General features: G+C 48.9%; 22 protein-coding genes and 2 tRNA genes. 21 read left to right on the plus strand and 3 right to left on the minus strand.

The window, feature by feature from the left end; all coding sequences use genetic code 11:
• The first annotated feature begins 1 nt into the window (after position 1).
• From ACTHSN_RS05455 to ACTHSN_RS05465, 3 genes are all read left to right on the plus strand, one after another.
• Positions 2-790, plus strand: coding sequence for a cytochrome c1 (locus tag ACTHSN_RS05455; protein ID WP_070824152.1), 789 nt, complete (start codon positions 2-4; stop codon positions 788-790).
• Positions 791-1,004: 214 nt separating this feature from the next.
• Positions 1,005-1,610, plus strand: coding sequence for a glutathione S-transferase N-terminal domain-containing protein (locus tag ACTHSN_RS05460; protein ID WP_039861850.1), 606 nt, complete (start codon positions 1,005-1,007; stop codon positions 1,608-1,610).
• An 11-nt stretch (positions 1,611-1,621) separates the two neighbouring features.
• On the plus strand, positions 1,622-2,026 hold the full coding sequence (locus ACTHSN_RS05465; protein ID WP_070459585.1) for a ClpXP protease specificity-enhancing factor: 405 nt from the start codon (positions 1,622-1,624) through the stop codon (positions 2,024-2,026).
• 140 nt (positions 2,027-2,166) lie between these two features.
• Here ACTHSN_RS05465 and ACTHSN_RS05470 read toward each other — a convergent pair.
• The 3 genes from ACTHSN_RS05470 to ACTHSN_RS05480 all read right to left on the minus strand — a co-directional run bounded on the left by ACTHSN_RS05470 (position 2,167) and on the right by ACTHSN_RS05480 (position 3,583).
• Positions 2,167-2,242 (minus strand) — tRNA-Ala (locus ACTHSN_RS05470).
• Between the two features lie 6 nt (positions 2,243-2,248).
• Positions 2,249-2,325: transfer RNA gene (locus ACTHSN_RS05475), tRNA-Met, on the minus strand.
• 106 nt (positions 2,326-2,431) lie between these two features.
• On the minus strand, positions 2,432-3,583 hold the full coding sequence (locus tag ACTHSN_RS05480; protein WP_070459582.1) for a class I SAM-dependent methyltransferase: 1,152 nt from the start codon (positions 3,581-3,583) through the stop codon (positions 2,432-2,434).
• Positions 3,584-3,984: 401 nt separating this feature from the next.
• On the opposite strand from ACTHSN_RS05480, the gene mraZ reads away from it, so the two are divergent.
• The 18 genes from mraZ (at position 3,985) to murC (ending at position 21,484) form a co-directional block, all read left to right on the plus strand.
• Positions 3,985-4,440, plus strand: coding sequence for a division/cell wall cluster transcriptional repressor MraZ (mraZ, locus tag ACTHSN_RS05485; protein WP_003748265.1), 456 nt, complete (start codon positions 3,985-3,987; stop codon positions 4,438-4,440).
• Positions 4,437-5,399, plus strand: coding sequence for a 16S rRNA (cytosine(1402)-N(4))-methyltransferase RsmH (gene rsmH / locus ACTHSN_RS05490; RefSeq protein ID WP_440365151.1), 963 nt, complete (start codon positions 4,437-4,439; stop codon positions 5,397-5,399). Before mraZ ends, rsmH begins: the two co-directional genes overlap by 4 nt.
• 63 nt (positions 5,400-5,462) lie before the next feature.
• Positions 5,463-5,726 carry a cell division protein FtsL gene (ftsL, locus tag ACTHSN_RS05495; RefSeq protein ID WP_003681879.1) on the plus strand — a complete coding sequence of 88 codons (264 nt, stop codon included), beginning with the start codon at positions 5,463-5,465 and terminating at the stop codon, positions 5,724-5,726.
• Positions 5,727-5,804: 78 nt separating this feature from the next.
• Positions 5,805-7,553, plus strand: a complete 1,749-nt coding sequence (locus ACTHSN_RS05500; protein ID WP_004518895.1) for a peptidoglycan D,D-transpeptidase FtsI family protein — start codon at positions 5,805-5,807, stop codon at positions 7,551-7,553.
• Between the two features lie 26 nt (positions 7,554-7,579).
• Complete coding sequence (locus ACTHSN_RS05505) at positions 7,580-9,058, plus strand: UDP-N-acetylmuramoyl-L-alanyl-D-glutamate--2,6-diaminopimelate ligase (protein ID WP_107792137.1); 1,479 nt, start codon at positions 7,580-7,582, stop codon at positions 9,056-9,058.
• 180 nt (positions 9,059-9,238) lie between these two features.
• Positions 9,239-9,760, plus strand: a complete 522-nt coding sequence (locus tag ACTHSN_RS05510; protein WP_440365175.1) for a M23 family metallopeptidase — start codon at positions 9,239-9,241, stop codon at positions 9,758-9,760.
• 53 nt (positions 9,761-9,813) lie between these two features.
• A complete protein-coding gene (locus ACTHSN_RS05515) occupies positions 9,814-10,827 on the plus strand; it encodes a hypothetical protein (RefSeq protein WP_440365152.1) in 1,014 nt (337 codons plus the stop codon).
• A gap of 31 nt (positions 10,828-10,858) precedes the next feature.
• Positions 10,859-12,226, plus strand: coding sequence for a UDP-N-acetylmuramoyl-tripeptide--D-alanyl-D-alanine ligase (locus ACTHSN_RS05520; RefSeq protein WP_070712112.1), 1,368 nt, complete (start codon positions 10,859-10,861; stop codon positions 12,224-12,226).
• 2 nt (positions 12,227-12,228) lie between these two features.
• Positions 12,229-12,660, plus strand: coding sequence for a hypothetical protein (locus ACTHSN_RS05525; RefSeq protein WP_049331932.1), 432 nt, complete (start codon positions 12,229-12,231; stop codon positions 12,658-12,660).
• Positions 12,661-12,676: 16 nt separating this feature from the next.
• Complete coding sequence (locus ACTHSN_RS05530; protein WP_003748282.1) at positions 12,677-12,826, plus strand: hypothetical protein; 150 nt, start codon at positions 12,677-12,679, stop codon at positions 12,824-12,826.
• Positions 12,827-12,927: 101 nt separating this feature from the next.
• Positions 12,928-14,010, plus strand: a complete 1,083-nt coding sequence (gene mraY / locus ACTHSN_RS05535; protein ID WP_003685861.1) for a phospho-N-acetylmuramoyl-pentapeptide-transferase — start codon at positions 12,928-12,930, stop codon at positions 14,008-14,010.
• 125 nt (positions 14,011-14,135) lie between these two features.
• Positions 14,136-15,143 (plus strand): SEL1-like repeat protein, encoded by a 1,008-nt coding sequence (locus ACTHSN_RS05540; RefSeq protein ID WP_440365153.1) that lies wholly within the window; start codon positions 14,136-14,138, stop codon positions 15,141-15,143.
• Positions 15,144-15,153: 10 nt separating this feature from the next.
• Positions 15,154-15,282 carry a hypothetical protein gene (locus tag ACTHSN_RS05545; protein ID WP_440365154.1) on the plus strand — a complete coding sequence of 43 codons (129 nt, stop codon included), beginning with the start codon at positions 15,154-15,156 and terminating at the stop codon, positions 15,280-15,282.
• Between the two features lie 87 nt (positions 15,283-15,369).
• Entirely contained in the window at positions 15,370-16,707 is a 1,338-nt protein-coding gene (murD, locus tag ACTHSN_RS05550; protein WP_440365155.1) for a UDP-N-acetylmuramoyl-L-alanine--D-glutamate ligase, read from the plus strand.
• 13 nt (positions 16,708-16,720) lie between these two features.
• On the plus strand, positions 16,721-17,281 hold the full coding sequence (locus ACTHSN_RS05555; protein ID WP_440365156.1) for a L,D-transpeptidase family protein: 561 nt from the start codon (positions 16,721-16,723) through the stop codon (positions 17,279-17,281).
• A gap of 293 nt (positions 17,282-17,574) precedes the next feature.
• On the plus strand, positions 17,575-18,837 hold the full coding sequence (locus ACTHSN_RS05560) for an FtsW/RodA/SpoVE family cell cycle protein (RefSeq protein ID WP_440365157.1): 1,263 nt from the start codon (positions 17,575-17,577) through the stop codon (positions 18,835-18,837).
• A 4-nt stretch (positions 18,838-18,841) separates the two neighbouring features.
• A complete protein-coding gene (murG, locus tag ACTHSN_RS05565; RefSeq protein WP_003748297.1) occupies positions 18,842-19,909 on the plus strand; it encodes an undecaprenyldiphospho-muramoylpentapeptide beta-N-acetylglucosaminyltransferase in 1,068 nt (355 codons plus the stop codon).
• A 165-nt stretch (positions 19,910-20,074) separates the two neighbouring features.
• The gene (gene murC, locus ACTHSN_RS05570) at positions 20,075-21,484 is read left to right on the plus strand and encodes a UDP-N-acetylmuramate--L-alanine ligase (protein WP_070645581.1); all 1,410 of its coding nucleotides are present in this window, start codon (positions 20,075-20,077) and stop codon (positions 21,482-21,484) included.
• Positions 21,485-21,509 lie beyond the last annotated feature (25 nt).

Below are 21,509 nucleotides of genomic sequence, written 5' to 3' on the forward strand. Positions count from 1 at the left end.
AATGAAACAAACTTTGAAAAACTGGTTTGCTGCCTTATTGCTGGCAGTGCCTATGAGTGCAGCCGTCGCCAGCGGCGGCCATGCAAACTACGAAAAAGTCGATATCGACCTGCGTGATCAAGTCAGTCTGCAGCACGGTGCGCAAATCTTTACAAACTACTGTTTGTCTTGCCACTCTGCAAGCGGTATGCGCTTCAACCGTCTGAAAGATATTGGTTTGACTGAAGATGAAATCAAGAAAAACCTGATGTTCACAACAGACAACGTTGGTGACGTCATGGTAGCGGCAATGGATCCGAAAGATGCCTCCAAATGGTTGGGTGCGCCTCCTCCGGATTTGACCCTGATTGCGCGTTCTAAAGGTGCAGACTACCTGTACGCCTATATGCGCGGCTTCTATAAAGACCCAACTCGTCCGACCGGTTGGAACAATACTGTTTTGGCCGGTGCGAGTATGCCTCACCCACTGTGGGAACAACAAGGTGTTCAGGCTGTTGAGTTGGATGCCAAAGGTCAGCCTGTTATGATTAAAGACGAGCATGGCAACCTGACTCCTAAGCTGTATTGGGAATCTACCGGTTTGCACAGCCGTCGCCTGCCTAACGGTAAAGTGATCCAAAAAGAGTACGATACTTATGTACGCGACTTGGTGAACTACTTGGTGTACATGGGCGAGCCTGCTCAGTTGCAACGCCACCGCATCGGCTACATGGTTTTGGCATTCCTGTTTGCGGTAATGCTGCCATTGGCTTACTTCCTGAAAAAAGAATTCTGGAAAGACGTTCACTAATTCTTTTGAATCAAAAAGGCAAACCTGTTTCAGGTTTGCCTTTTTTGTTTGTGAAATCAGTTTATGCGGAAATAATGTAAATTTTAAAATTACTTAATATAAACAATGTGATATGTGAAATTTCTGGATTAAGTGTTTGAAATTATGTATAATTCTGTCTGAATTTTTATAAGGCTTAAGGCCGTCTGAAAAGATTTATCAGGAGTAAAAGATTATGATGACATTGTATTCAGGTATTACTTGTCCATTCAGCCAACGTTGCCGTTTTGTGCTGTACGAAAAAGGCATGGATTTTGAAATCAAAGATGTGGACGTGTTCAATAAACCTGAAGACTTGGCTTTGATGAATCCGTATAACCAAGTACCGGTTCTGGTTGAGCGTGATTTGATTTTGCACGAATCAAACATCATCAACGAATACATTGATGAGCGTTTCCCTCATCCTCAGTTGATGCCGGGTGATCCTGTTATGCGCGGTCGCGGCCGTTTGGTGCTGTACCGCATGGAAAAAGAATTGTTCAGCTTGGTGCAAGTGTTGGAAAACCCTGAATCTACCAATAAAGAACAAGCTAAAGCGCGTGAAGCCATTGGCAATGGTTTGACACTGTTGGCACCGTCTTTTACTAAAAACAAATACATCTTGGGCGATGACTTCTCCATGATTGATGTTGCCTTATCTCCACTGTTGTGGCGTTTGGACTATTACGACATCAAACTGGGTAAATCTGCTGCGCCTTTGCTGAAATACGCCGAGCGTATTTTCCAACGCGAAGCCTTTATTGAAGCATTGACGCCGGCTGAAAAAGCCATGCGCCGCTAAAGGACGGATCTATGGCAACTTCAACCAAACCGTATTTGTTGCGTGCTTTGTATGAATGGTGTTTGGATAATAACCAAACACCGCACATCGTAGCTTGGGTAAATGAACATACCCGTGTGCCGATGCAGTATGTGCGCGACAATGAAATTGTTTTAAATATTGGTCCTACCGCCAGTCATAACTTGAATATCGACAACGAATGGGTCAATTTTTCTGCACGCTTTTCCGGCGTAGCGCACGAGATTTGGATTCCGGTCGGTCATATTGTCAGTATATTTGGCCGCGAAAGTGGAGAGGGTATGGGGTTTGAGGTAGAACCATATCAGCCTGCTTCTGTCGAAGCTGCAGCAGCGGAAGATAAAAAAGCTGAATCTACGGAAGAAAAACCGAAAAAAGTATTGAAGCTTGTGAAGTAATTAAAAGATAAAAGGGCGTCTGAAATGTTTCAGACGGCCTTTATTGATTGGGTATTGAAATGGCAAAATTAATGAGCAATTAATTATTAATTAAACCAAACAAAAAAGCTCTTGCGTTTAACAAGAGCTTTTTTGTTTAGTGGTGGAGGTAAGCGGGATCGAACCGCTGACCTCTTGCATGCCATGCAAGCGCTCTACCAACTGAGCTATACCCCCGAAATTTGGTGGCGAATCAGGGACTCGAACCCCGGACACAAGGATTATGATTCCTCTGCTCTAACCGACTGAGCTAATTCGCCGTTTCGTGAAGTCGCTATTATAGTTTTTTTTGAATATTTGGCAAGCGCTAATTTTGCTTTTTTTTATTTCTTATTGTTTTTAAAAAATAAAAAGTAAGTTGTCAGGCTATAGCTTATGGCAAATATCGCCGTGGCTAAAGCCTGTCCAATCAATATCGATGTCTTTGCCAAAAGCGATCACTTTAAAAAGTTCACCCATTTCGTGCTGATGTATCAGTTTCTGTACTGCTGCTGCGGCTTGGATATATTCAACCGAATCCGGGCTGCCGATTTGTGCCAGCAGATCGGTGATGCCGAGATTGAGCAAGAAATAAGATTGGGGCAGGTAGCCGATTAAGTCCAAACCTGATTCCGTGCCGGCGCGTGCGATATCGGTGAAGTTGACGTGCGCAGTCAAATCGGTCAGGCCGATATTGAAAAACGGATCATGGATGGTGTGGTGGCGATAGTGGCCGATAAATGTGCCTTCCTTGCGTTGCGGATGGTAATACTGAGCGGCATCGAAGCCGTAGTCGATAAATATCATGCCGCCGCGCTGCAATTTGGCGGCCAGGGTTTGGATAAAGGCATATTGTGCCGGATGCAGCTCGCTTGTGTATGAGGGAAGGGGAGGGAAGTATAAGGCGGCTGTTTGCGTAAGTTCGGCTTGGGTTAATAGTCTAATGACTTCGATTAGCTCGTCATTCTCTAGGCTAACGCCGATTTGTTGAAACCCTTCATCTTGATAAATCAAGCGTTCCACCGGCATGGCATCCAATACTTCGTTGCCGATGATGATGCCGTCAAAATGTTCGGGCAATGTGGTGAGGTGGATGACTTTGGCGGCTACTTCTGGGGAGGTATGTTCAATAATATATTGGCGTTGTCTCTCTGTAAGTTCTGCCGATAGCTCAATAATATAGTAATGATTCAGGTCGTCTGAAAGGTTTTGCAAGAGTGTAGCAGCGAGATGACCTGTACCTGCACCAAATTCATAGATATTGCCTGCTGTTTGCGGCAGTAATTCGGCAAGTTGTTTGGCAAGGGTTTGTCCGAATAGGGGGGAGAGGGTGGGGGCGGTAATGAAGTCGCCGTCCGTACCAATTTTATGGCTGCCTCCGCTGTAATAGCCGTATTGAGGTGTGTAAAGGGCAAGCTCCATAAAACGGGAGAAGGGTATCCAGTTTTGATGTTGTTCAATTTCGTTTTTTATAAGCTTGGTCAGGTGTGCTGAAGAGGCTTGTGCATCAGGGGAAGGAAGGGGGAGTTGAGGCTTCATGACTGTTAGATAATGTAAAAAAATTGAATTTGTTTGTATATTATAGCTCCTTATGAGAGGGGTGGTAATTGAGTATAAAAATACTATATATAGTATTTTTATACTATGAATAATACTACATATAGTATTTAATGCTAAACGAGACACTTAATAAACCCATATGTCATGCATCATTATATATATAAGATATTGAATTTAAAGTGTTTAGTGTTTTATTTCAGATAAGAAACGGATTTGACCTGATTGCCAAAATTTCTTATAGTGTCGGTTAGTGGGGCATAGTGGGTGAAAGTGGTTACTTTTTCCTAAAAAGTGTTCCGTAGAAGTGAAAACGAAAGATTTTAGAAAGGTGGGATTTTTAATCCCACTCTGTTTTATTTTAATCGAATTTGGGGTGTGATGTGTTTGGCGGTGCTCATGAATTGAGTATGGACAGTAAAGGGCGGTTGGCAATTCCTGCCAAATTCCGCGATATTTTGCTGCGCCGTTATACGCCTGCGATTGTGGTCACACTGGATTCCCGAAAAAAATTATTGATGTACCCCGAGCCCGTTTGGGAAGAAAAAGCCGAGCAGATTTTGAAGTTGAAAGTGGCCGGCAATGAGTCTTTGCAACGGTATCAGAATCTGCTGCTGCACAATGCGGAGATTTTGGAGTGGGACAGCGCCGGACGTGTTTTGATTCCGGCGAATCTGCGTAAACGCGTGGATTTTGAAAAAGAAGTTACTTTGGTTGGCCGTGCAAACCGTATGGAGTTGTGGGGCCGCGAACATTGGGAAGAGGAAATGAATCAGGCTTTGGATATTGATCCTGATGAATTGGCTTTCCAATTGAGTCAAACGGATTTGCAATTGTGAGTAAAGTTGAAAATTATCAGCATGTTACTGTCTTGTTGTATGAGGCGGTGGATGCGTTGGCAATCCGTGAAGACGGGATTTATGTGGACGGTACGTTCGGTAGGGGAGGGCATTCCCGGCTGATTTTGTCGCGTTTGGGTGAGCAGGGTCGTTTGGTTGTTTTTGATAAAGACCCCGAGGCGATTGCGGTAGCTAATGAGCTGGCGGCGCAAGATAAACGTGTCAGTGTCGTACACAATGGTTTTGAAACATTTCAGACGGCCTTGGATGAATTGGGCATCGATAAGATTGACGGTGCGCTTTTTGATTTGGGGATTTCGTCGCCGCAAATTGACGATGGCAGCCGCGGATTCAGTTTCCGCTTTGATGCACCGTTGGATATGCGGATGGATCCGACTCGCGGGATGTCTGCGGCGGAATGGATTGCAACCGCATCCGAACAGGATTTACACGAGGTCATTAAGAATTATGGTGAAGAGCGGTTTAGTCGCCAGATTGCGCGCGCCATTGTTGCGCAACGGGAGGAAAGTCCCATCGATACAACCCGCAAGCTGGCGCAGCTTGTGGCGCAAAACGTCCGTACTCGTGAGCGCGGACAAGACCCTACAACGCGCACCTTCCAAGCAGTTCGCATCTTTATTAACCGCGAGCTCGAAGAGGTAGAGGCAGTTTTACCGCAGGTTGCAGGCCGTCTGAAAGAGAGTGGGCGCTTGGCTGTCATTGCGTTCCATTCGCTGGAAGACAGAATTGTGAAGCAGTTTATTAAAAAATATTCGCAACATGCGCCATTGCCCCGTTGGGCAGTGGTTAAGGAAGCGGATTTACCTCAGCCGCCTTTGAAGGCTGTGGGCAAAGCAATCAAACCGGATTCGACAGAGACTGAAGCCAATCCGCGTGCGCGCAGTGCAGTTTTGCGTGTGGCGGAGCGAAGCAGTGGCGAATTTTCGGTTATTGAGTAGGGGATGGCGTCTAAACGCTGTCGTAAGAGATAGTCCTGTTGACAGGCCGTCTGAAAGTTTGAGATGGGTAAGTTGAATATTTTATTACTGGTTTTGGTGACGGTCTCAGCCTTTGCCGTAGTGTTTAAGCAAAACCAGTCCCGTTTGCATTTTATCGAGTTGGATAAGGCACAAAAACGGGAAATTCAGTTGGAACAGGATTACGCGCGCCTGAAATTGGAGCAAGCAAGATTGGCAAACCACAAGTTGATTAAAGTGGCGGCCGAAAAGCAACATCTGCTTCCTCCGGGTGCGCATAATACGGCTATGCTGGAACGCAAAAAATAAGAATACAGAGCCTTGCATTGGTGCAAGATTTACGGGATTTGATGGCTCACTGAGCAGCTAAGTCATGAGAAGTTCAACATGTTAATTAAGAACGAATATAAACCTCAAATGCTGTCTGGAACAACAAAAACGAAAAAGCCGCTGACAAGTAACGGGCGAATCGGTTTGGTGCTGGGCGCTGTTGCGCTGGCATTTACCGGTCTGTTGGTACGCGGGGTTTATCTGCAAACCAGTCAGCATGAATTTTTGAAAAATCAGGGCGACCAACGTTTTGTGCGTACGCTTCCGCTGCCGGCATCACGCGGTATGATTACCGACCGCAATGGTGCTACATTGGCTTTGAGTGCGCCTACCGAATCATTGTATGCCATGCCTTCCGGTATGGAGGAAATGCCGACTGACGAGCAGTTGGAAAAATTGTCGGCCATTGCTGATGTGCCTGTTGAAGTTTTGAAAAATAAATTGTCTAAAAAAGACAAAGGCTTTATCTACTTGAAACGTCAACTCAGCTACGAGAAAGCAGAAGAAATCAAAGCATTGGGCATTAAAGGCATTGCATTCCAAAAAGAATTGAAACGCCATTACCCGATGGGCAATCTGTTTGCGCATGTTATCGGTTTTACCAATATCGACGGCAAAGGTCAGGAGGGCTTGGAGCTTTCTCGTGAAGACAGCCTGCGCGGTGAAGATGGCGCGAAAGTCGTATTGCGCGACAACAAAGGCAACATCGTAGACAGCCTCGACTCTCCGCGCAACAGCGTGCCTAAAAACGGCCAAGACATGATTTTGTCTTTGGATCAGCGTATTCAAACGCTGGCTTATGACGAGTTAAACAAAGCGGTGGCTTATCACAAAGCCAAAGCAGGTACTGTTGTGGTATTGGATGCGCAAACCGGCGAGATTTTGGCTTTGGTCAACAGCCCGGCTTACGATCCGAATCAACCGGGTCAAGCCAATAGCGAACAGCGCCGCAACCGCGCTGTAACCGACATGATTGAACCAGGTTCTGCCATGAAGCCGTTTACCATTGCCAAAGCATTGGATTCAGGCAAAGTGGATGCAACCGATACGTTCAATACCCTGCCGTACAAAATCGGTCCGGCTACCGTACAAGATACCCACGTTTATCCTACTTTGGATGTGCGCGGCATCATGCAAAAATCTTCCAACGTCGGTACCAGTAAACTTTCTGCCATGTTTACGCCTAAAGAAATGTACGATTTCTATCACGATTTAGGTGTGGGCGTGCGCATGCATTCAGGCTTTCCTGGTGAGACTGCAGGTTTGTTGAGAAGCTGGCGCAGATGGCAAAAAATCGAACAGGCAACCATGTCTTTCGGTTATGGCCTGCAATTGAGCCTGTTGCAATTGGCGCGTGCCTATACTGTCTTGACCCATGATGGCGAATTGTTGCCGGTCAGCTTTGAAAAACAAGCGGTTGCCCCTAAAGGCAAGCGCGTCATCAAAGCCTCTACTGCGAAAAAAGTGCGCGAGTTGATGGTTTCCGTTACTGAAGCCGGCGGTACCGGTACTGCAGGTGCGGTAGATGGTTTCGACGTAGGTGCGAAAACCGGTACGGCGCGCAAACTGGTCAATGGCCGCTATGTGGACAACAAACACGTCGGTACGTTCATCGGTTTTGCTCCGGCTAAAAATCCACGCGTGATTGTGGCCGTTACCATCGACGAACCGACTGCCAACGGCTATTACGGCGGCGTGGTTGCCGGTCCCGTATTCAAAGAAGTCATGAGCGGAAGCTTGAACATCTTGGGCGTTTCCCCGACCAAGCCTTTAAGTAATACCGCTACTGTCAAAGTACCGTCATAATCCAAACAATCAAAGAGATATTGTTTATGTTCAGCAAGTTAACCCCCTTGGCTGAAACCAACTTTCCGCCTCTGCTGTGTGAAAACGCAGCAGGGCGTTTGTTGCATTCAGACAGCCGACAAATTAAACAGGGTGACATTTTCGTTGCCTGTCAGGGTGAATATACAGACGGCCGCAGCTATATTCCTGCCGCCATTGTCAACGGTGCCACCTTTGTTTTTTGGGATGATGACGGCAAATTCACATGGAATCCCGAATGGAACGTTCCCAATCAAGGCATTAAAGATCTGAAACATCGCGCCGGTATGTTGGCGGCACAGGTTTACGGCAATGTTTCAGACGGCCTTAAAGTTTGGGGCGTAACCGGTACCAACGGCAAAACCTCTATCACACAATGGCTGGCGCAAGCTGCTGATCTGTTGGGCGAAAAAACCACTATTATCGGCACAGTCGGCAACGGCTTTTGGGGCGCATTGGAAGAGACCACGCATACCACGCCTGCCCCTGTCGATGTCCAAACTCTGCTCTACCGCTTCCGTCAGCAAGGCGCAACAGCCGCTGCGATGGAAGTTTCCAGTCACGGCCTTGACCAATCGCGCGTCAACGGCGTGCCATTCCGCAGCGCAATCTTCACTAATCTTACCCGTGACCACCTCGACTATCACGGCACCATGGAAGCCTATGGTGCCATCAAATCGCGCCTGTTCTACTGGCATGGTCTGCAACACGCCATCATCAATGTCGATGATGAATACGGCGCAGAACTCGCAGGCCGTCTGAAAAAAGACTGTCCCGATTTAGCCGTTTACGGCTATGGTTTCAGCGAACACGCTGATATCCGCATTACCGATTTCACCGCTTCATCAGACGGCATGGAAGCCGTATTCCAAACACCATGGGGCGAAGGAAAATGCCGCACTCGTCTGCTCGGACGATTCAACGCACAAAACCTCGCCGCCTGCGTTGCCTTGCTGTGTGCCAACGGTTATCCACTCAATAACATTTTGGAAGTACTAGCAAAAATCCGTCCTGCTTCAGGCCGCATGGATTGCATTATGAACAGCGGCAAACCTTTGGTTGTTGTCGATTATGCCCACACGCCGGATGCACTGGAAAAAGCACTCTCCACTTTGCAGGAAATCAAACCGCTGGGCGCGGCTTTATGGTGCGTCTTCGGCTGCGGCGGCAACCGAGACCGCGGCAAACGCCCATTGATGGGTGCGGCAGCAGTTCAGGGTGCCGATAAAGTAGTGGTTACCAGCGATAACCCGCGCTTGGAAAATCCTCAAGACATCATCAACGATATTTTGCCTGCTGTATCTAATCCTGAACGTGTCGAAGTTGATCGTGCCGTTGCCATCCGTTATGCGGTTGAGCAGGCTGCCGCGAACGACATCATTCTGATTGCCGGTAAAGGACATGAAAACTATCAGGATGTACAAGGCGTGAAGCACCATTTCTCCGATTTTGAAATCGCAGAAAAAGCATTGGCAGAGCGCGGTTAAGCCATAACGCAAATATTCAGACGGCCCGAAACCTCAAGGCCGTCTGAAAAAGATTTAAACCTATACAATAAAAGCAATACGACACACGCATTACGGCACGTCAGCCATTAAACCCATCACAGTTGTTTGTTTCAGAGGATTTTTTAACAAGGCCGTCTGAACAACAAGGAGACCGATTTGATGCTGAAAATGCCGATAAAAACCTTATTAATCAGTGCAGCTGTGGTTTTATTCGCAGGTTGTACAACCAAACAACTTCCGCGTCCTACTGCCGAAATCGAGCAGTTGAGGGCGCAACAGCCTCCGGCCGAGCAAAGCCTGCCGAATCCTGTTAAAGGCAAGCGTTTTGACGATACTTGGGGCGCCGCGCGCAGTCAGGGGCGCAGGCATGAAGGTGTGGATATTTTTGCTAAGAAAAACACGCCGATACGCAGTACCACGCCCGGCATCGTCACCAAAATCGGGCGCAACCGATTGGGCGGTAAAGTTATCGGTATTCAAGGGCCGGGTGCGTGGCATTACTATGCCCACCTCAATAAATTTGCCCGTATCCGTCTGTATGAACGAGTAAAAGAAGGGCAGGTCATCGGCTATGTCGGTAAAACCGGCAACGCCAGGACTACACCGGCCCACCTGCATTACGGCGTGTATCTGCCGAGTGGCGCGGTGAATCCGTATCCGCTGATTAACCAGGAAAGATAAAATTTTCAAACGTCGTCTGAAATAAATTTTGAAACAAATAATAAGGGAACATTATGGGTATTTTTCGCTGCAATAAATGCGGTTACATGAATGAGCATTACTACGAATCCGGAATGAGTGAAATTGCTTGTCCAAAATGCACGGCTCCGGTTAAGGTTTACGACACTTTATTTTTTGTCAGTAAATTGTTGGAACGTTATTTTTCAGTGAACCGGGAATTGCAGGCTTTGAAGCAACAGGAAGACGACAGGGAGGAAAATACACAGCAAGATACTGGTTCGGAAAATCAAAATTATAATCTGCTGGCAGGCGTCAATTTATCGGAAACCGACATTTTAGCTACTGAAAAACAACATGAACCAATACGGCAATGGTTTGCCCGAGCCAATATTGTGCCGATGTTTAACTTTCAGGCGGTCAATATGAGCGGTTTTTTTGATGAGGCTGCCATTAAATTAGGCAACAATTATCAGATTACTAAAAATATGTTGGGGCAGATTAGTTGGGCATATAGTCACAACCACACAAGCATTAGTTTGGATATAGGCAAAATGTCGCAAAAAGATGGGCAAACAATGAATAATCTATGCCGACAATTTTATAGCCATACTCTGTTTTCTAAGTATTTCTATCAGAAACAGGAAAAAATTGTTCGCTTGAATCTGCAACGTGCCACTGCCATCAAGCACTTTTTTTGTGGTGGTTGGCTTGAATGGTTTGCGCTGGGCAAAATGCTTGAAGAAGCAAAACACAAAGGCAAAGATTATGCTTTTTCTTGTGCTCGAAATGTAAAAGTCAAATTCGACAATGAAGATAAACAGGAGTTAGATGTTGTATTTTTGCCGATGGGTAAAGAGCCAGTTGTGGTGGAATGTAAATCAGGGGAGTTCAGACGAGACATTGAAAAATATGTACGCTTGAAAAAACGATTGAATTTGCCGGATGACCGCTTTGTGATACTGGTTGCCGATTTAGAGGAAAGCCAGGCAGTGGCATTAGGCAGTATGTACGGTTTAACTTTTGTTACGCCTAAATCTATGATGAAACATTTACAGATGGTTATGTGAGGCCATCTGAAAAAAACAAACGAAAGAAACCATGAAACCACTAGACCTAAATTTCATCTGCCAAACCCTCAACCTTCCGATGCCGTCTGAAAATCAACCTGTTTCGCGTATTGTTACCGACAGCCGCGATATTCAGGAAGGCGACGTATTTTTCGCGCTTGCCGGTGAGCGCTTTAACGCGCATGACTTTGTTGAAGATGTATTGGCAGCGGGGGCGACGGCGGTTGTGGTTTCGCGCGAAGATTGTGCGGCTTTGAAAGGCGCATTGAAGGTTGACGATACGCTTGTGGCTTTGCAAAAACTGGCGAAGGCTTGGCGTGAAAATGTGAATCCGTTTGTCTTTGGTATTACCGGCTCTTCCGGCAAAACGACGGTTAAAGAGATGTTGGCCGGCGTATTGCGTCATCGATTCGGTGATGAAGCTGTGTTGGCGACTGCCGGCAATTTCAACAACCATATCGGCCTGCCGCTGACTTTGTTGAAACTGAACGAAAAACACCGCTATGCCGTCATTGAAATGGGTATGAACCATTTTGGCGAGTTGTCTTTGCTGACCCGAATCGCCGGTCCGAATGTCGCTCTGGTCAATAACGCTTTGCGCGCGCATGTTGGTTGCGGTTTCGATGGTGTCGGCGATATTGCTAAAGCTAAAAGTGAAATCTACGAAGGTTTGTTTGCAGACGGTATTGCGCTGATTCCATGCGAAGATGCCAATATCGCTACATTTGAAGCCGCTACTGCACAACTGAATGCTCAGACTTTCGGCATTGCCAGTGGCGATGTCCATGCAGAAAATATTGAGTTGAAACTGTTGTCCTGCGAGTTTGATTTGGTGCGTGACAATGAACGTGTTGCCGTGGTGTTGCCAGTCCCCGGCCGTCACAATGTGCATAATGCCGTAGCGGCAGCGGCTATGGCTTTGGCGGCAGGTTTGAGCCTTGCCGAAGTTTCAGACGGCCTGAAAAATTTCAGTAATATCAAAGGCCGTCTGAATATCAAGCAAGGCATTAAAGGCGCGACTTTGATTGACGATACTTATAATGCCAACCCTGACAGCATGAAAGCCGCCATTGATGTGCTCGCCGCTATGCCTGCGCCGCGTATTTTTGTAATGGGCGACATGGGCGAATTGGGCGAGGACGAAGCCGCAGCCATGCACGCCGAAGTTGGCGCGTATGCACGGGATAAAGGCATCGAGGCCGCATATTTTGTCGGTGACAACAGCGTTGAAGCGGCAGAGACGTTTGGTGCGGAAGGTTTGTGGTTTGCAGATAAAGATCCGCTGATTCAAGTGTTGAGCCACGACTTGCCTGAACGCGCTACTGTATTGGTCAAAGGCTCGCGCTTTATGAAGATGGAAGAAGTGGTCGAGGCACTGACGGATAAAGAGGTTGTCTGAAAATGGAACAGAAAAGGAAACGGCCTATACTGTTGCAGGTTATCGTTGGGATGATGGTAGTGGCAGCAGTGTTATGGCCGGTTGTAGTGTGGCAGTACATCAAAGATGTAGGATTTGAGACAATAAGCGAAGCATACGAAAGCACAAGAGGACGTTGGGGTTGGTTTGAATTTTGGTTAGGAAATTTTCATTTGCTTGTGCAAGTGATATTGATGCTGGTTAGTGCTGTTGGATTATGGAGAGGTAAGGATTGGGCGCGTAGGTTATGGCTGTATGGCTGTATACTGTATATCGTCTACAATATGGTCGGTTATTTGGTTTCCCCTAGAATCGGGTTTCCATTGTTGGATGTCATTATTCGCGCTGCAATTTGTTACAGCTTGTTTTGCTTACATCCCAAGGATTATTTTCAGACTCAAGAAAATAAAACTTAAGAAGGCCGTCTGAAATATGAAAAAGATTTTACTATTGGCTGGTTTGCTGATTGCTGCGTTTTATGCTGGAATGAAAGTACAGGCATTTATTTATGAAGATACCTGCTTGGATTTGGGCGGCGGAAAGAATCCTGGAAACTATCCGATTTGCGTGGTAGAGAAATAATCTTACTCAACAAGGCCGTCTGTAATTTCAGACGGCATACCGATTTATTTTTAATTGGGCAATAAGCCCGCTGTAACAACAAAAACAAAAAAGGAAGCCCCATGTTTTTATGGCTCGCACATTTCAGTAACTGGTTAACCGGTCTGAATATTTTTCAATACACCACATTCCGTGCCGTGATGGCTGCGCTGACTGCGCTGGTATTTTCATTATTGTTGGGTCCGTGGACCATCCGCAAGTTGACTGCGCTTAAAGTCGGTCAAGCCGTCCGTACTGACGGCCCTCAAACCCACCTGATCAAAAACGGTACGCCAACCATGGGCGGCTCGCTGATTTTGACCGCCATTACCGTGTCCACAATCTTGTGGGGCAACTGGGCAAATCCTTATATCTGGATTCTCTTAGGAGTCTTGCTTGCTACCGGCGCACTCGGTTTTTATGACGACTGGCGCAAAGTGGTTTATAAAGACCCTAACGGCGTGTCTGCCAAATTCAAAATGGTGTGGCAGTCCAGCGTTGCCATCATCGCCGGTTTGGCATTGTTCTACCTTGCGACAAACTCTGCCAACAATATCCTGATTGTTCCCTTCTTCAAACAAGTTGCCTTGCCGCTTGGCGTCGTCGGCTTCTTGGTATTGTCCTACCTGACCATCGTCGGCACATCCAATGCCGTTAACCTGACCGACGGTTTGGACGGTTTGGCCGCATTCCCCGTTGTACTTGTCGCCGCCGGCCTTGCCATCTTTGCTTATGCCAGCGGCCATTCACAATTTGCACAATACCTGCAATTGCCTTACGTTGCGGGTGCGAACGAAGTGGTGATTTTCTGTACCGCCATGTGTGGCGCGTGTCTCGGCTTTTTGTGGTTTAACGCCTATCCGGCACAAGTCTTTATGGGCGACGTCGGCGCGCTCGCGCTCGGTGCGGCACTCGGTACCGTTGCCGTCATCATCCGTCAAGAATTTGTCCTCGTCATCATGGGCGGCCTGTTTGTTGTCGAAGCCATTTCCGTTATGTTGCAAGTCGGTTGGTACAAACGCACCAAAAAACGCATCTTCCTGATGGCGCCGATTCATCACCATTACGAACAAAAAGGCTGGAAAGAAACCCAAGTCGTCGTCCGCTTTTGGATTATCACCATCGTCTTGGTGTTGATCGGTTTGAGCACCCTCAAAATCCGCTGAACCTATGCCGTCTGAACACCTTTCAGACGGCATTTGAACGCGTAATAAACCTGCGGCAGCAATTCGCCCCGCCTTATCGTTAACGGCGGTTGAAACCCACCTTATACTGAAACAGGAGAGAAACCATGAAACAAACAACCAAATGGCTTGACGCCGCCCTGATTGCCTTGGGCTTGAAGCAAGCGGCATGGGCGGATGACGTATCGGATTTTCGGGAAACCTTGCAGGCGGCAGAACGGGGGAATGCCCAAGCCCAAAACAATTTGGGCTTGATGTATGAAACCGGACGCGGCGTGCGCCAAGACGATGCCGAAGCGGTCAGATGGTATCGGCAGGCGGCGGAGCAGGGGTATGCCGTAGCCCAAACCAATTTGGGCGTGATGTATGACTACGGGCAAGGCGTGCGCCAAGACGATGCCGAAGCGGTCAAATGGTATCGGCAGGCGGCAGCGCAGGGGGATGCCCGAGCCCAATTCAATTTGGGCTTGATGTATGCTAATGGACGCGGCGTGCGCCAAGACGATGCCGAAGCGGTCAGATGGTATCGGCAGGCGGCGGAGCAGGGGTATGCCGATGCCCAATTCAATTTGAGCTGGATGTATGCTAATGGACGCGGCGTGCGCCAAGACGATGCCGAAGCGGTCAAATGGTTTCGGCAGGCGGCGGAGCAGGGGTATGCCGATGCCCAATTCAATTTGGGCTGGATGTATGCTAATGGACGCGGCGTGCGCCAAGATGATGCCGAAGCGGTCAGATGGTATCAGCAGGCGGCGGAACAGGGGTTAGCCCGAGCCCAATACAATTTGGGCGTGATGTATGACGAAGGACGCGGCGTGCGCCAAGACGATGCCGAAGCGGTCAGATGGTATCGGCAGGCGGCGGAGCAGGGGCATGCCCAAGCCCAAGATAATTTGGGTGAAGCGTATGAAGAAGGGCTAGGGGTTCATCAAGACTATGTAGAGGCAGTGCAGTGGTATCGCAAGGCTGCAGAACAAGGGCTTGCCAATGCCCAATACAATTTGGGCGTGATGTATGAACGAGGGCGAGGAGTCCGTCAAGATGATGAACAGGCAGTGCAGTGGTATCGCGAGGCTGCAGAACAAGGGCATTTATGGGCCCTATTTAAAATTTAATTTGGGTTGGATGTATGCCAATGGGCACGGCGTGCGCCAAGACCTTACGCTCGCCCAAGAATGGCTTGGTAAGGCGTGTCAAAACGGAGACCAAAACGGCTGCGACAATTACCAACGCCTGAAAGCAGCGGGTTATTAATCGGCTCGCGATGCCGTCTGAAAGCGGCTTGGGCAGGGGGCGGACATCCCCCCTGCACAATATGATTTGTTTTAGGACAAAACCAAAATGACTTTCCAAAACAAAAAAATCCTCGTCGCCGGACTCGGCGGTACGGGTATTTCCATGATTGCCTATCTGCGCAAAAACGGCGCGGAGGTTGCCGCTTATGATGCGGAGCTGAAACCGGAGCGCGTGTCGCAAATCGGCAAGATGTTTGACGGGCTGGTGTTTTACACGGGTCGTCTGAAAGATGCGTTGGATAATGGTTTCGATATTCTGGCGCTCAGTCCCGGCATCAGCGAGCGGCAGCCTGATATTGAGGTGTTCAAGCAAAACGGCGGGCGCGTGTTGGGCGACATCGAATTGCTGGCGGACATTGTGAACCGCCGCGGCGACAAGGTGATTGCGATTACCGGCAGCAACGGCAAAACCACGGTAACGAGCCTGGTCGGTTATCTCTGCATCAAGTGCGGGCTGGATACCGTTATCGCGGGCAATATCGGTACGCCGGTTTTGGAGGCGGAATTGCAGCGTGAAGGCAAAAAGGCGGACGTGTGGGTGTTGGAGCTTTCCAGCTTCCAACTGGAAAACACTGAAAGCCTGCGCCCGACTGCGGCGACGGTGCTGAACATTTCCGAAGACCATCTCGACCGCTACGACGACTTGCTCGACTACGCGCATACCAAAGCCAAGATTTTCCGTGGCGATGGCGTGCAGGTTTTAAATTCAGACGACGTGTTCTGCCGCGCCATGAAGCGTGCCGGGCGCGAGGTGAAATGGTTTTCATTGGAGCACCAAGCCGATTTTTGGTTGGAACGCGAGACAGGCAGCCTGAAACAAGGCAATGAAGATTTGATTGACACGCAAGACATCCCGCTGCAAGGCTTGCACAACGCCGCCAACGTCATGGCTGCCGTCGCTTTGTGTGAGGCTATTGGATTAACGCGAAATGAGTTGCTCGAACACGTCAAAACCTTCCAAGGCCTGCCGCACCGCGTGGAAAAAATTGGCGAGAAAAACGGTGTGGTGTTCATCGACGACAGCAAAGGCACGAACGTCGGCGCGACCGCTGCCGCGATTGCCGGTTTGCAAAATCCGCTCTTCGTGATTTTGGGCGGTATGGGCAAAGGGCAGGACTTCGCGCCCCTGCGCGACGCGCTTGCCGGCAAGGCAAAAGGCGTGTTTCTGATCGGTGTCGATGCGCCGCAAATCCGCCGCGATTTGGACGGCTGCGGCTTGAATATGACCGACTGCGCCACTTTGGAAGAAGCCGTTCAAACGGCATACGCCCAAGCCGAAGCGGGCGATATCGTGTTGCTCAGCCCGGCTTGTGCGAGCTTTGATATGTTTAAAGGCTATGCGCACCGTTCGGAAGTGTTTATTGAAGCGTTTAAGGCTTTGTAAGGCCGTCTGAAAGATGAAAAGAGGGTTGAAAATCGGCTTGGCGACAGTCGTACTTTTGGCTGTCGCTGTCTCGGTGTTTTGGTTTGCTGCGCCGATTCGTTCCACGACTACTGTTACCACGCCAAGTGAAACGCCATTGCCTGAAGATGCCGTTATCGACAGATTGGTTGTGCATAAAAGCAAACGCACCATGTCGGCCTACTCGCAAGGAAAATTACTGAAAATCTATCCCATTTCGTTGGGCAAGCAACCGGTCGGGCATAAACAGTTTGAAGGCGACGGCAAAACGCCCGAAGGAAAATACCGCATCAATGAGCGTAATCCCAATAGCGGCTACCACAAAAACCTCGGCGTTTCCTACCCCAACGAAGCCGACAAAGCCTACGCGGCGGCACAAGGCAAAAGCCCGGGCGGGCTGATTAAAATCCACGGCATAAAAAACGGCTGGGGTTTTATCGGTAAAAAACACCTGAAAAAAGACTGGACCGACGGCTGCATCGCGGTAACGGACGAGGAAATCGACGAGCTCTACCGCAGCGTGAAACACAACGCAGAAATTGAAATTCTGCCGTAGGTTTTTATGCCTGTTGAAGGGATGAATGTAGGGTTAAAACTTATATCGATTGTTTATCATGCCGTCTGAAAAGCTCGGTAGGGCAGGGGCTTGATATTGGGATTTTTATCTAAAATAAGCCACCAATCCTTCCTAAGGACAGGTCAACACGCTTTCTCTTTTTTGAACCGTAGATTCTGAATTGTTGGTTTGGAAATAAACCTTTAAAATAACGTTAATTCATTTTTTCAGACGGCCTCTTGCCCATTTGCAGGCCGTCTGAATATTTTATTCAAGCCGTTACGGATGTTTTCATGATTAGTCTTTCCAAAATGCTTGACCGGCCGATTGCGCGCGATGGTCGGAAGTTTGATGTTTCTCTCTTGTGGATGGTCGTCTTAATGACGGTCTTCAGCCTGATTATGATTTATTCGGCTTCTATTGCGTATGCGGCATCGGAAGGGGGCAGCCAGTTTTCTTTTGTGTCTAAGCAGGCAATGTTTATCCTGTTTACGGTGGCCATATGCTTGCCGCTTTTCCTGCTGAAGATGAGCTTCTGGCGGCGGATTATTCCATTTTATTTTGCTGTTTCGGGTTTGCTGTTGTTGCTGGTATTGTTTGTCGGCCGTGAGATTAACGGCGCGACGCGTTGGATTCATATCGGGCCGCTCAACTTGCAGCCAACCGAGTTTTTCAAATTGGCAACGGTTTTGTATTTGTCCAGCCTGTTTACGCGCCGTGAAGAAATGTTGCGCGATTTAGATTCTTTGGGTTGGTCGTCCCTATTTTCGGGTATCGGTGATTTGCTGTCCTGCCCGTTTAAGGCGGAGGCCAGGAGGCGGGTCAAGGAACGAGCCATCAAGTTCAAAACTCTGTTGTGGCCGATTGTGTCGATTGCTATCAGCCTGATTTTAATTATGTTGCAACCGGATTTTGGTTCGTTTGTTGTGATTGTCGTGATTACTATGGGTATGCTGTTTCTGGCAGGCTTTCCGTGGAAGTATTTTGCCGTATTGGTGGCGACCGTTGTGAGCGGAATGGGTTTGCTGATTTTGGCCGCGCCTTACCGTATGGCGCGTGTGGCGGCGTTTTTGAACCCGTGGAGCGATCCTCTGGGCAAAGGCTATCAGTTGACGCAGTCTTTGATGGCCATTGTGCGCGGCGGCTGGTTTGGCGAGGGTTTGGGTGCGAGCCTGGGTAAACGCTTTTACCTGCCCGAGCCACACACGGACTTTATTTTTGCCGTCATCGGCGAAGAATTCGGCTTTTTAGGGATGCTGGTTTTGGTGTTCTGCTACGGCTGGCTGGTGTGGCGTGCGTTTTCCATCGGCAAACAGGCGCGTGATTCGGGCCTGATGTTCAGCGCGTACATCGCCAACGGCATCGGCATTTGGATTGGTATTCAAAGTTTCTTCAATATCGGTGTAAACATCGGTATCCTACCCACTAAAGGCCTGACTTTGCCGTTTATGTCTTACGGCGGTTCGGCTGTCTTTATCATGCTGGTGTGCGTTACTTTGTTATTGCGCATTGATTATGAAAACCGCCAAAAAATGCGCGGTTATTCGGTGGAGTAAAACCATGAGCGGTAAAACTTTTATGCTGATGGCCGGCGGTACGGGCGGTCATATTTTCCCTGCATTGGCGGTTGCCGAGTCGCTGCAAAAGCGCGGCCATCATGTGATTTGGTTGGGTAGTAAAGATTCGATGGAAGAGCGCATCGTGCCGCAATACGGCATACGCTTGGAAACGCTGGCCATTAAAGGCATCCGTGGCAACGGCATCAAGCGTAAGCTGATGTTGCCGTTTACGCTGTACAAAACCGTCCGCGAGGCGCAGCAGATTATTAAGAAACACCGTGTTGAATGCGTTATCGGTTTTGGCGGTTTCGTTACTTTCCCCGGCGGCGTGGCGGCAAAAATTTCCGGTGTGCCGATTGTGATTCACGAGCAAAACGCCGTAGCCGGTTTGTCCAACCGCCAACTGTCGCGTTGGGCAAAACGTGTTCTGTATGCTTTCCCCAAAGCCTTTCAACATGAAGGCGGATTGGTGGGTAATCCTGTCCGTGCCGATATTGCGGCATTGCCTGTTCCTGAAGAACGCTTTGAAAACCGTCAAGGCCGTCTGAAAGTTTTGGTGGTGGGCGGCAGTTTGGGTGCGGATGTGTTGAATAAAACTGTCCCGCAAGCGTTGGCATTATTGCCTGAAGCGGCCCGTCCGCAAATGTATCATCAGTCCGGCCGCAATAAATTGGGCAACCTGCAGGCGGATTACGATGCGTTGGGTGTGCAAGCCGAATGCGTGGAATTTATTACCGATATGGTATCCGCCTACCGTGATGCCGATTTGGTAATTTGCCGTGCCGGCGCGCTGACGATTGCCGAGCTGACGGCTGCCGGTTTGGGTGCGTTGCTGGTGCCGTATCCGCACGCGGTGGACGACCACCAAACAGCCAATGCGCGTTTTATGGTGCAGGCCGAAGCCGGTTTGTTGTTGCCGCAAACTCAACTGACGGCAGAAAAACTGGCCGAAATTCTCGGCGGCTTGAATCGCGAAAAATGCCTGAAATGGGCGAAAAATGCCCGTACGCTGGCACTGCCGCACAGTGCGGACGATGTGGCGGAAATTGCCATATCCTGTACCGAATAAGCAGGCAGACTTTGTTCAAGGCCGTCTGAAAAGTTGATTAACGGCGTTTCAGACGGCCTTTATTGCTTTTGTTAAAATTCCTTTACAATAAAAGCATAGCGCAGAAGCGGATAGCCCTTTAAAATAACGCCTTTACGCACTAAAAACCAACCGGAACGCAACATTATGATGAAAAATCGAGTCACCAACATCCATTTTGTCGGAATCGGCGGCGTCGGCATGAGCGGTATTGCCGAAGTCTTACACAATTTGGGCTTTAAAGTTTCCGGTTCGGATCAGGCGCGTAATGCCGTTACCGAGCATTTGAGCGCTCTCGGCATCCAAGTTTACCCCGGTCATACTGCCGAACACGTCAATGGTGCCGACGTAGTTGTTACCTCTACTGCCGTCAAAAAAGACAATCCTGAAGTTGTTGCCGCGTTGGAACAGCAAATCCCCGTGATTCCGCGCGCGTTGATGTTGGCAGAATTGATGCGCTTCCGTGATGGTATCGCCATTGCCGGTACGCACGGTAAAACCACGACCACCAGCCTAACCGCTTCTATTCTCGGCGCGGCAGGACTCGATCCGACTTTCGTTATCGGTGGCAAGCTCAACGCCGCAGGTACCAACGCCCGTTTGGGTAAAGGTGAATACATTGTTGCCGAAGCCGACGAATCCGATGCTTCTTTCCTGTATCTGACGCCGATTATGTCCGTCGTAACCAATATCGACGAAGACCATATGGACACTTACGGACACAGCGTTGAGAAACTGCATCAGGCGTTTGTGGACTTCATCCACCGTATGCCATTCTATGGAAAAGCCTTTTTGTGTATCGATAGCGAACACGTCCGTGCGATTTTACCGAAAATCAGCAAACCTTACGCCACTTACGGCTTGGACGATACTGCCGATATCTACGCGACCGATATTGAAAACGTTGGCGCGCAAATGAAATTTACTGTTCATGTTCAAATGAAAGGACATGAGCAAGAACCGTTTGAAGTTGTTTTGAATATGCCCGGCCGCCACAACGTCCTCAATGCATTGGCGGCTATCGGCGTTGCGCTGGAAGTTGGCGCATCGGTTGAAGCGATCCAAAAAGGTTTGCTCGGCTTTGAGGGTGTCGGCCGCCGCTTCCAAAAATATGGCGACATTAAGTTGCCAAACGGTGGAACTGCTTTGCTGGTGGACGATTATGGCCACCATCCTGTCGAAATGGCGGCAACCCTTTCCGCTGCGCGCGGTGCATACCCTGAAAAACGCTTGGTCTTGGCTTTTCAACCGCACCGCTATACCCGTACACGCGATTTGTTTGAAGACTTTACCAAAGTCCTCAATACCGTCGATGCGCTGGTGTTGACCGAAGTTTATGCCGCAGGAGAAGAGCCGATTGCCGCGGCTGACTCCCGCGCCTTAGCGCGCGCCATCCGCGTATTGGGCAAACTTGAGCCGATTTACTGCGAAAATGTTGCCGACCTGCCGCAAATGCTGCTGAATGTTTTGCAAGACGGCGATGTCGTGTTGAATATGGGTGCCGGCAGCATCAACCGCGTTCCGTCTGCATTGGTGGAATTGTCGAAACAATCATAATAAAAAGGCATATTGGCCTTTGAGG

The sequence above is a fragment of the Neisseria sp. P0009.S010 genome, from assembly GCF_051958545.1.
GTDB classification, from domain to species: domain Bacteria; phylum Pseudomonadota; class Gammaproteobacteria; order Burkholderiales; family Neisseriaceae; genus Neisseria; species Neisseria subflava_A.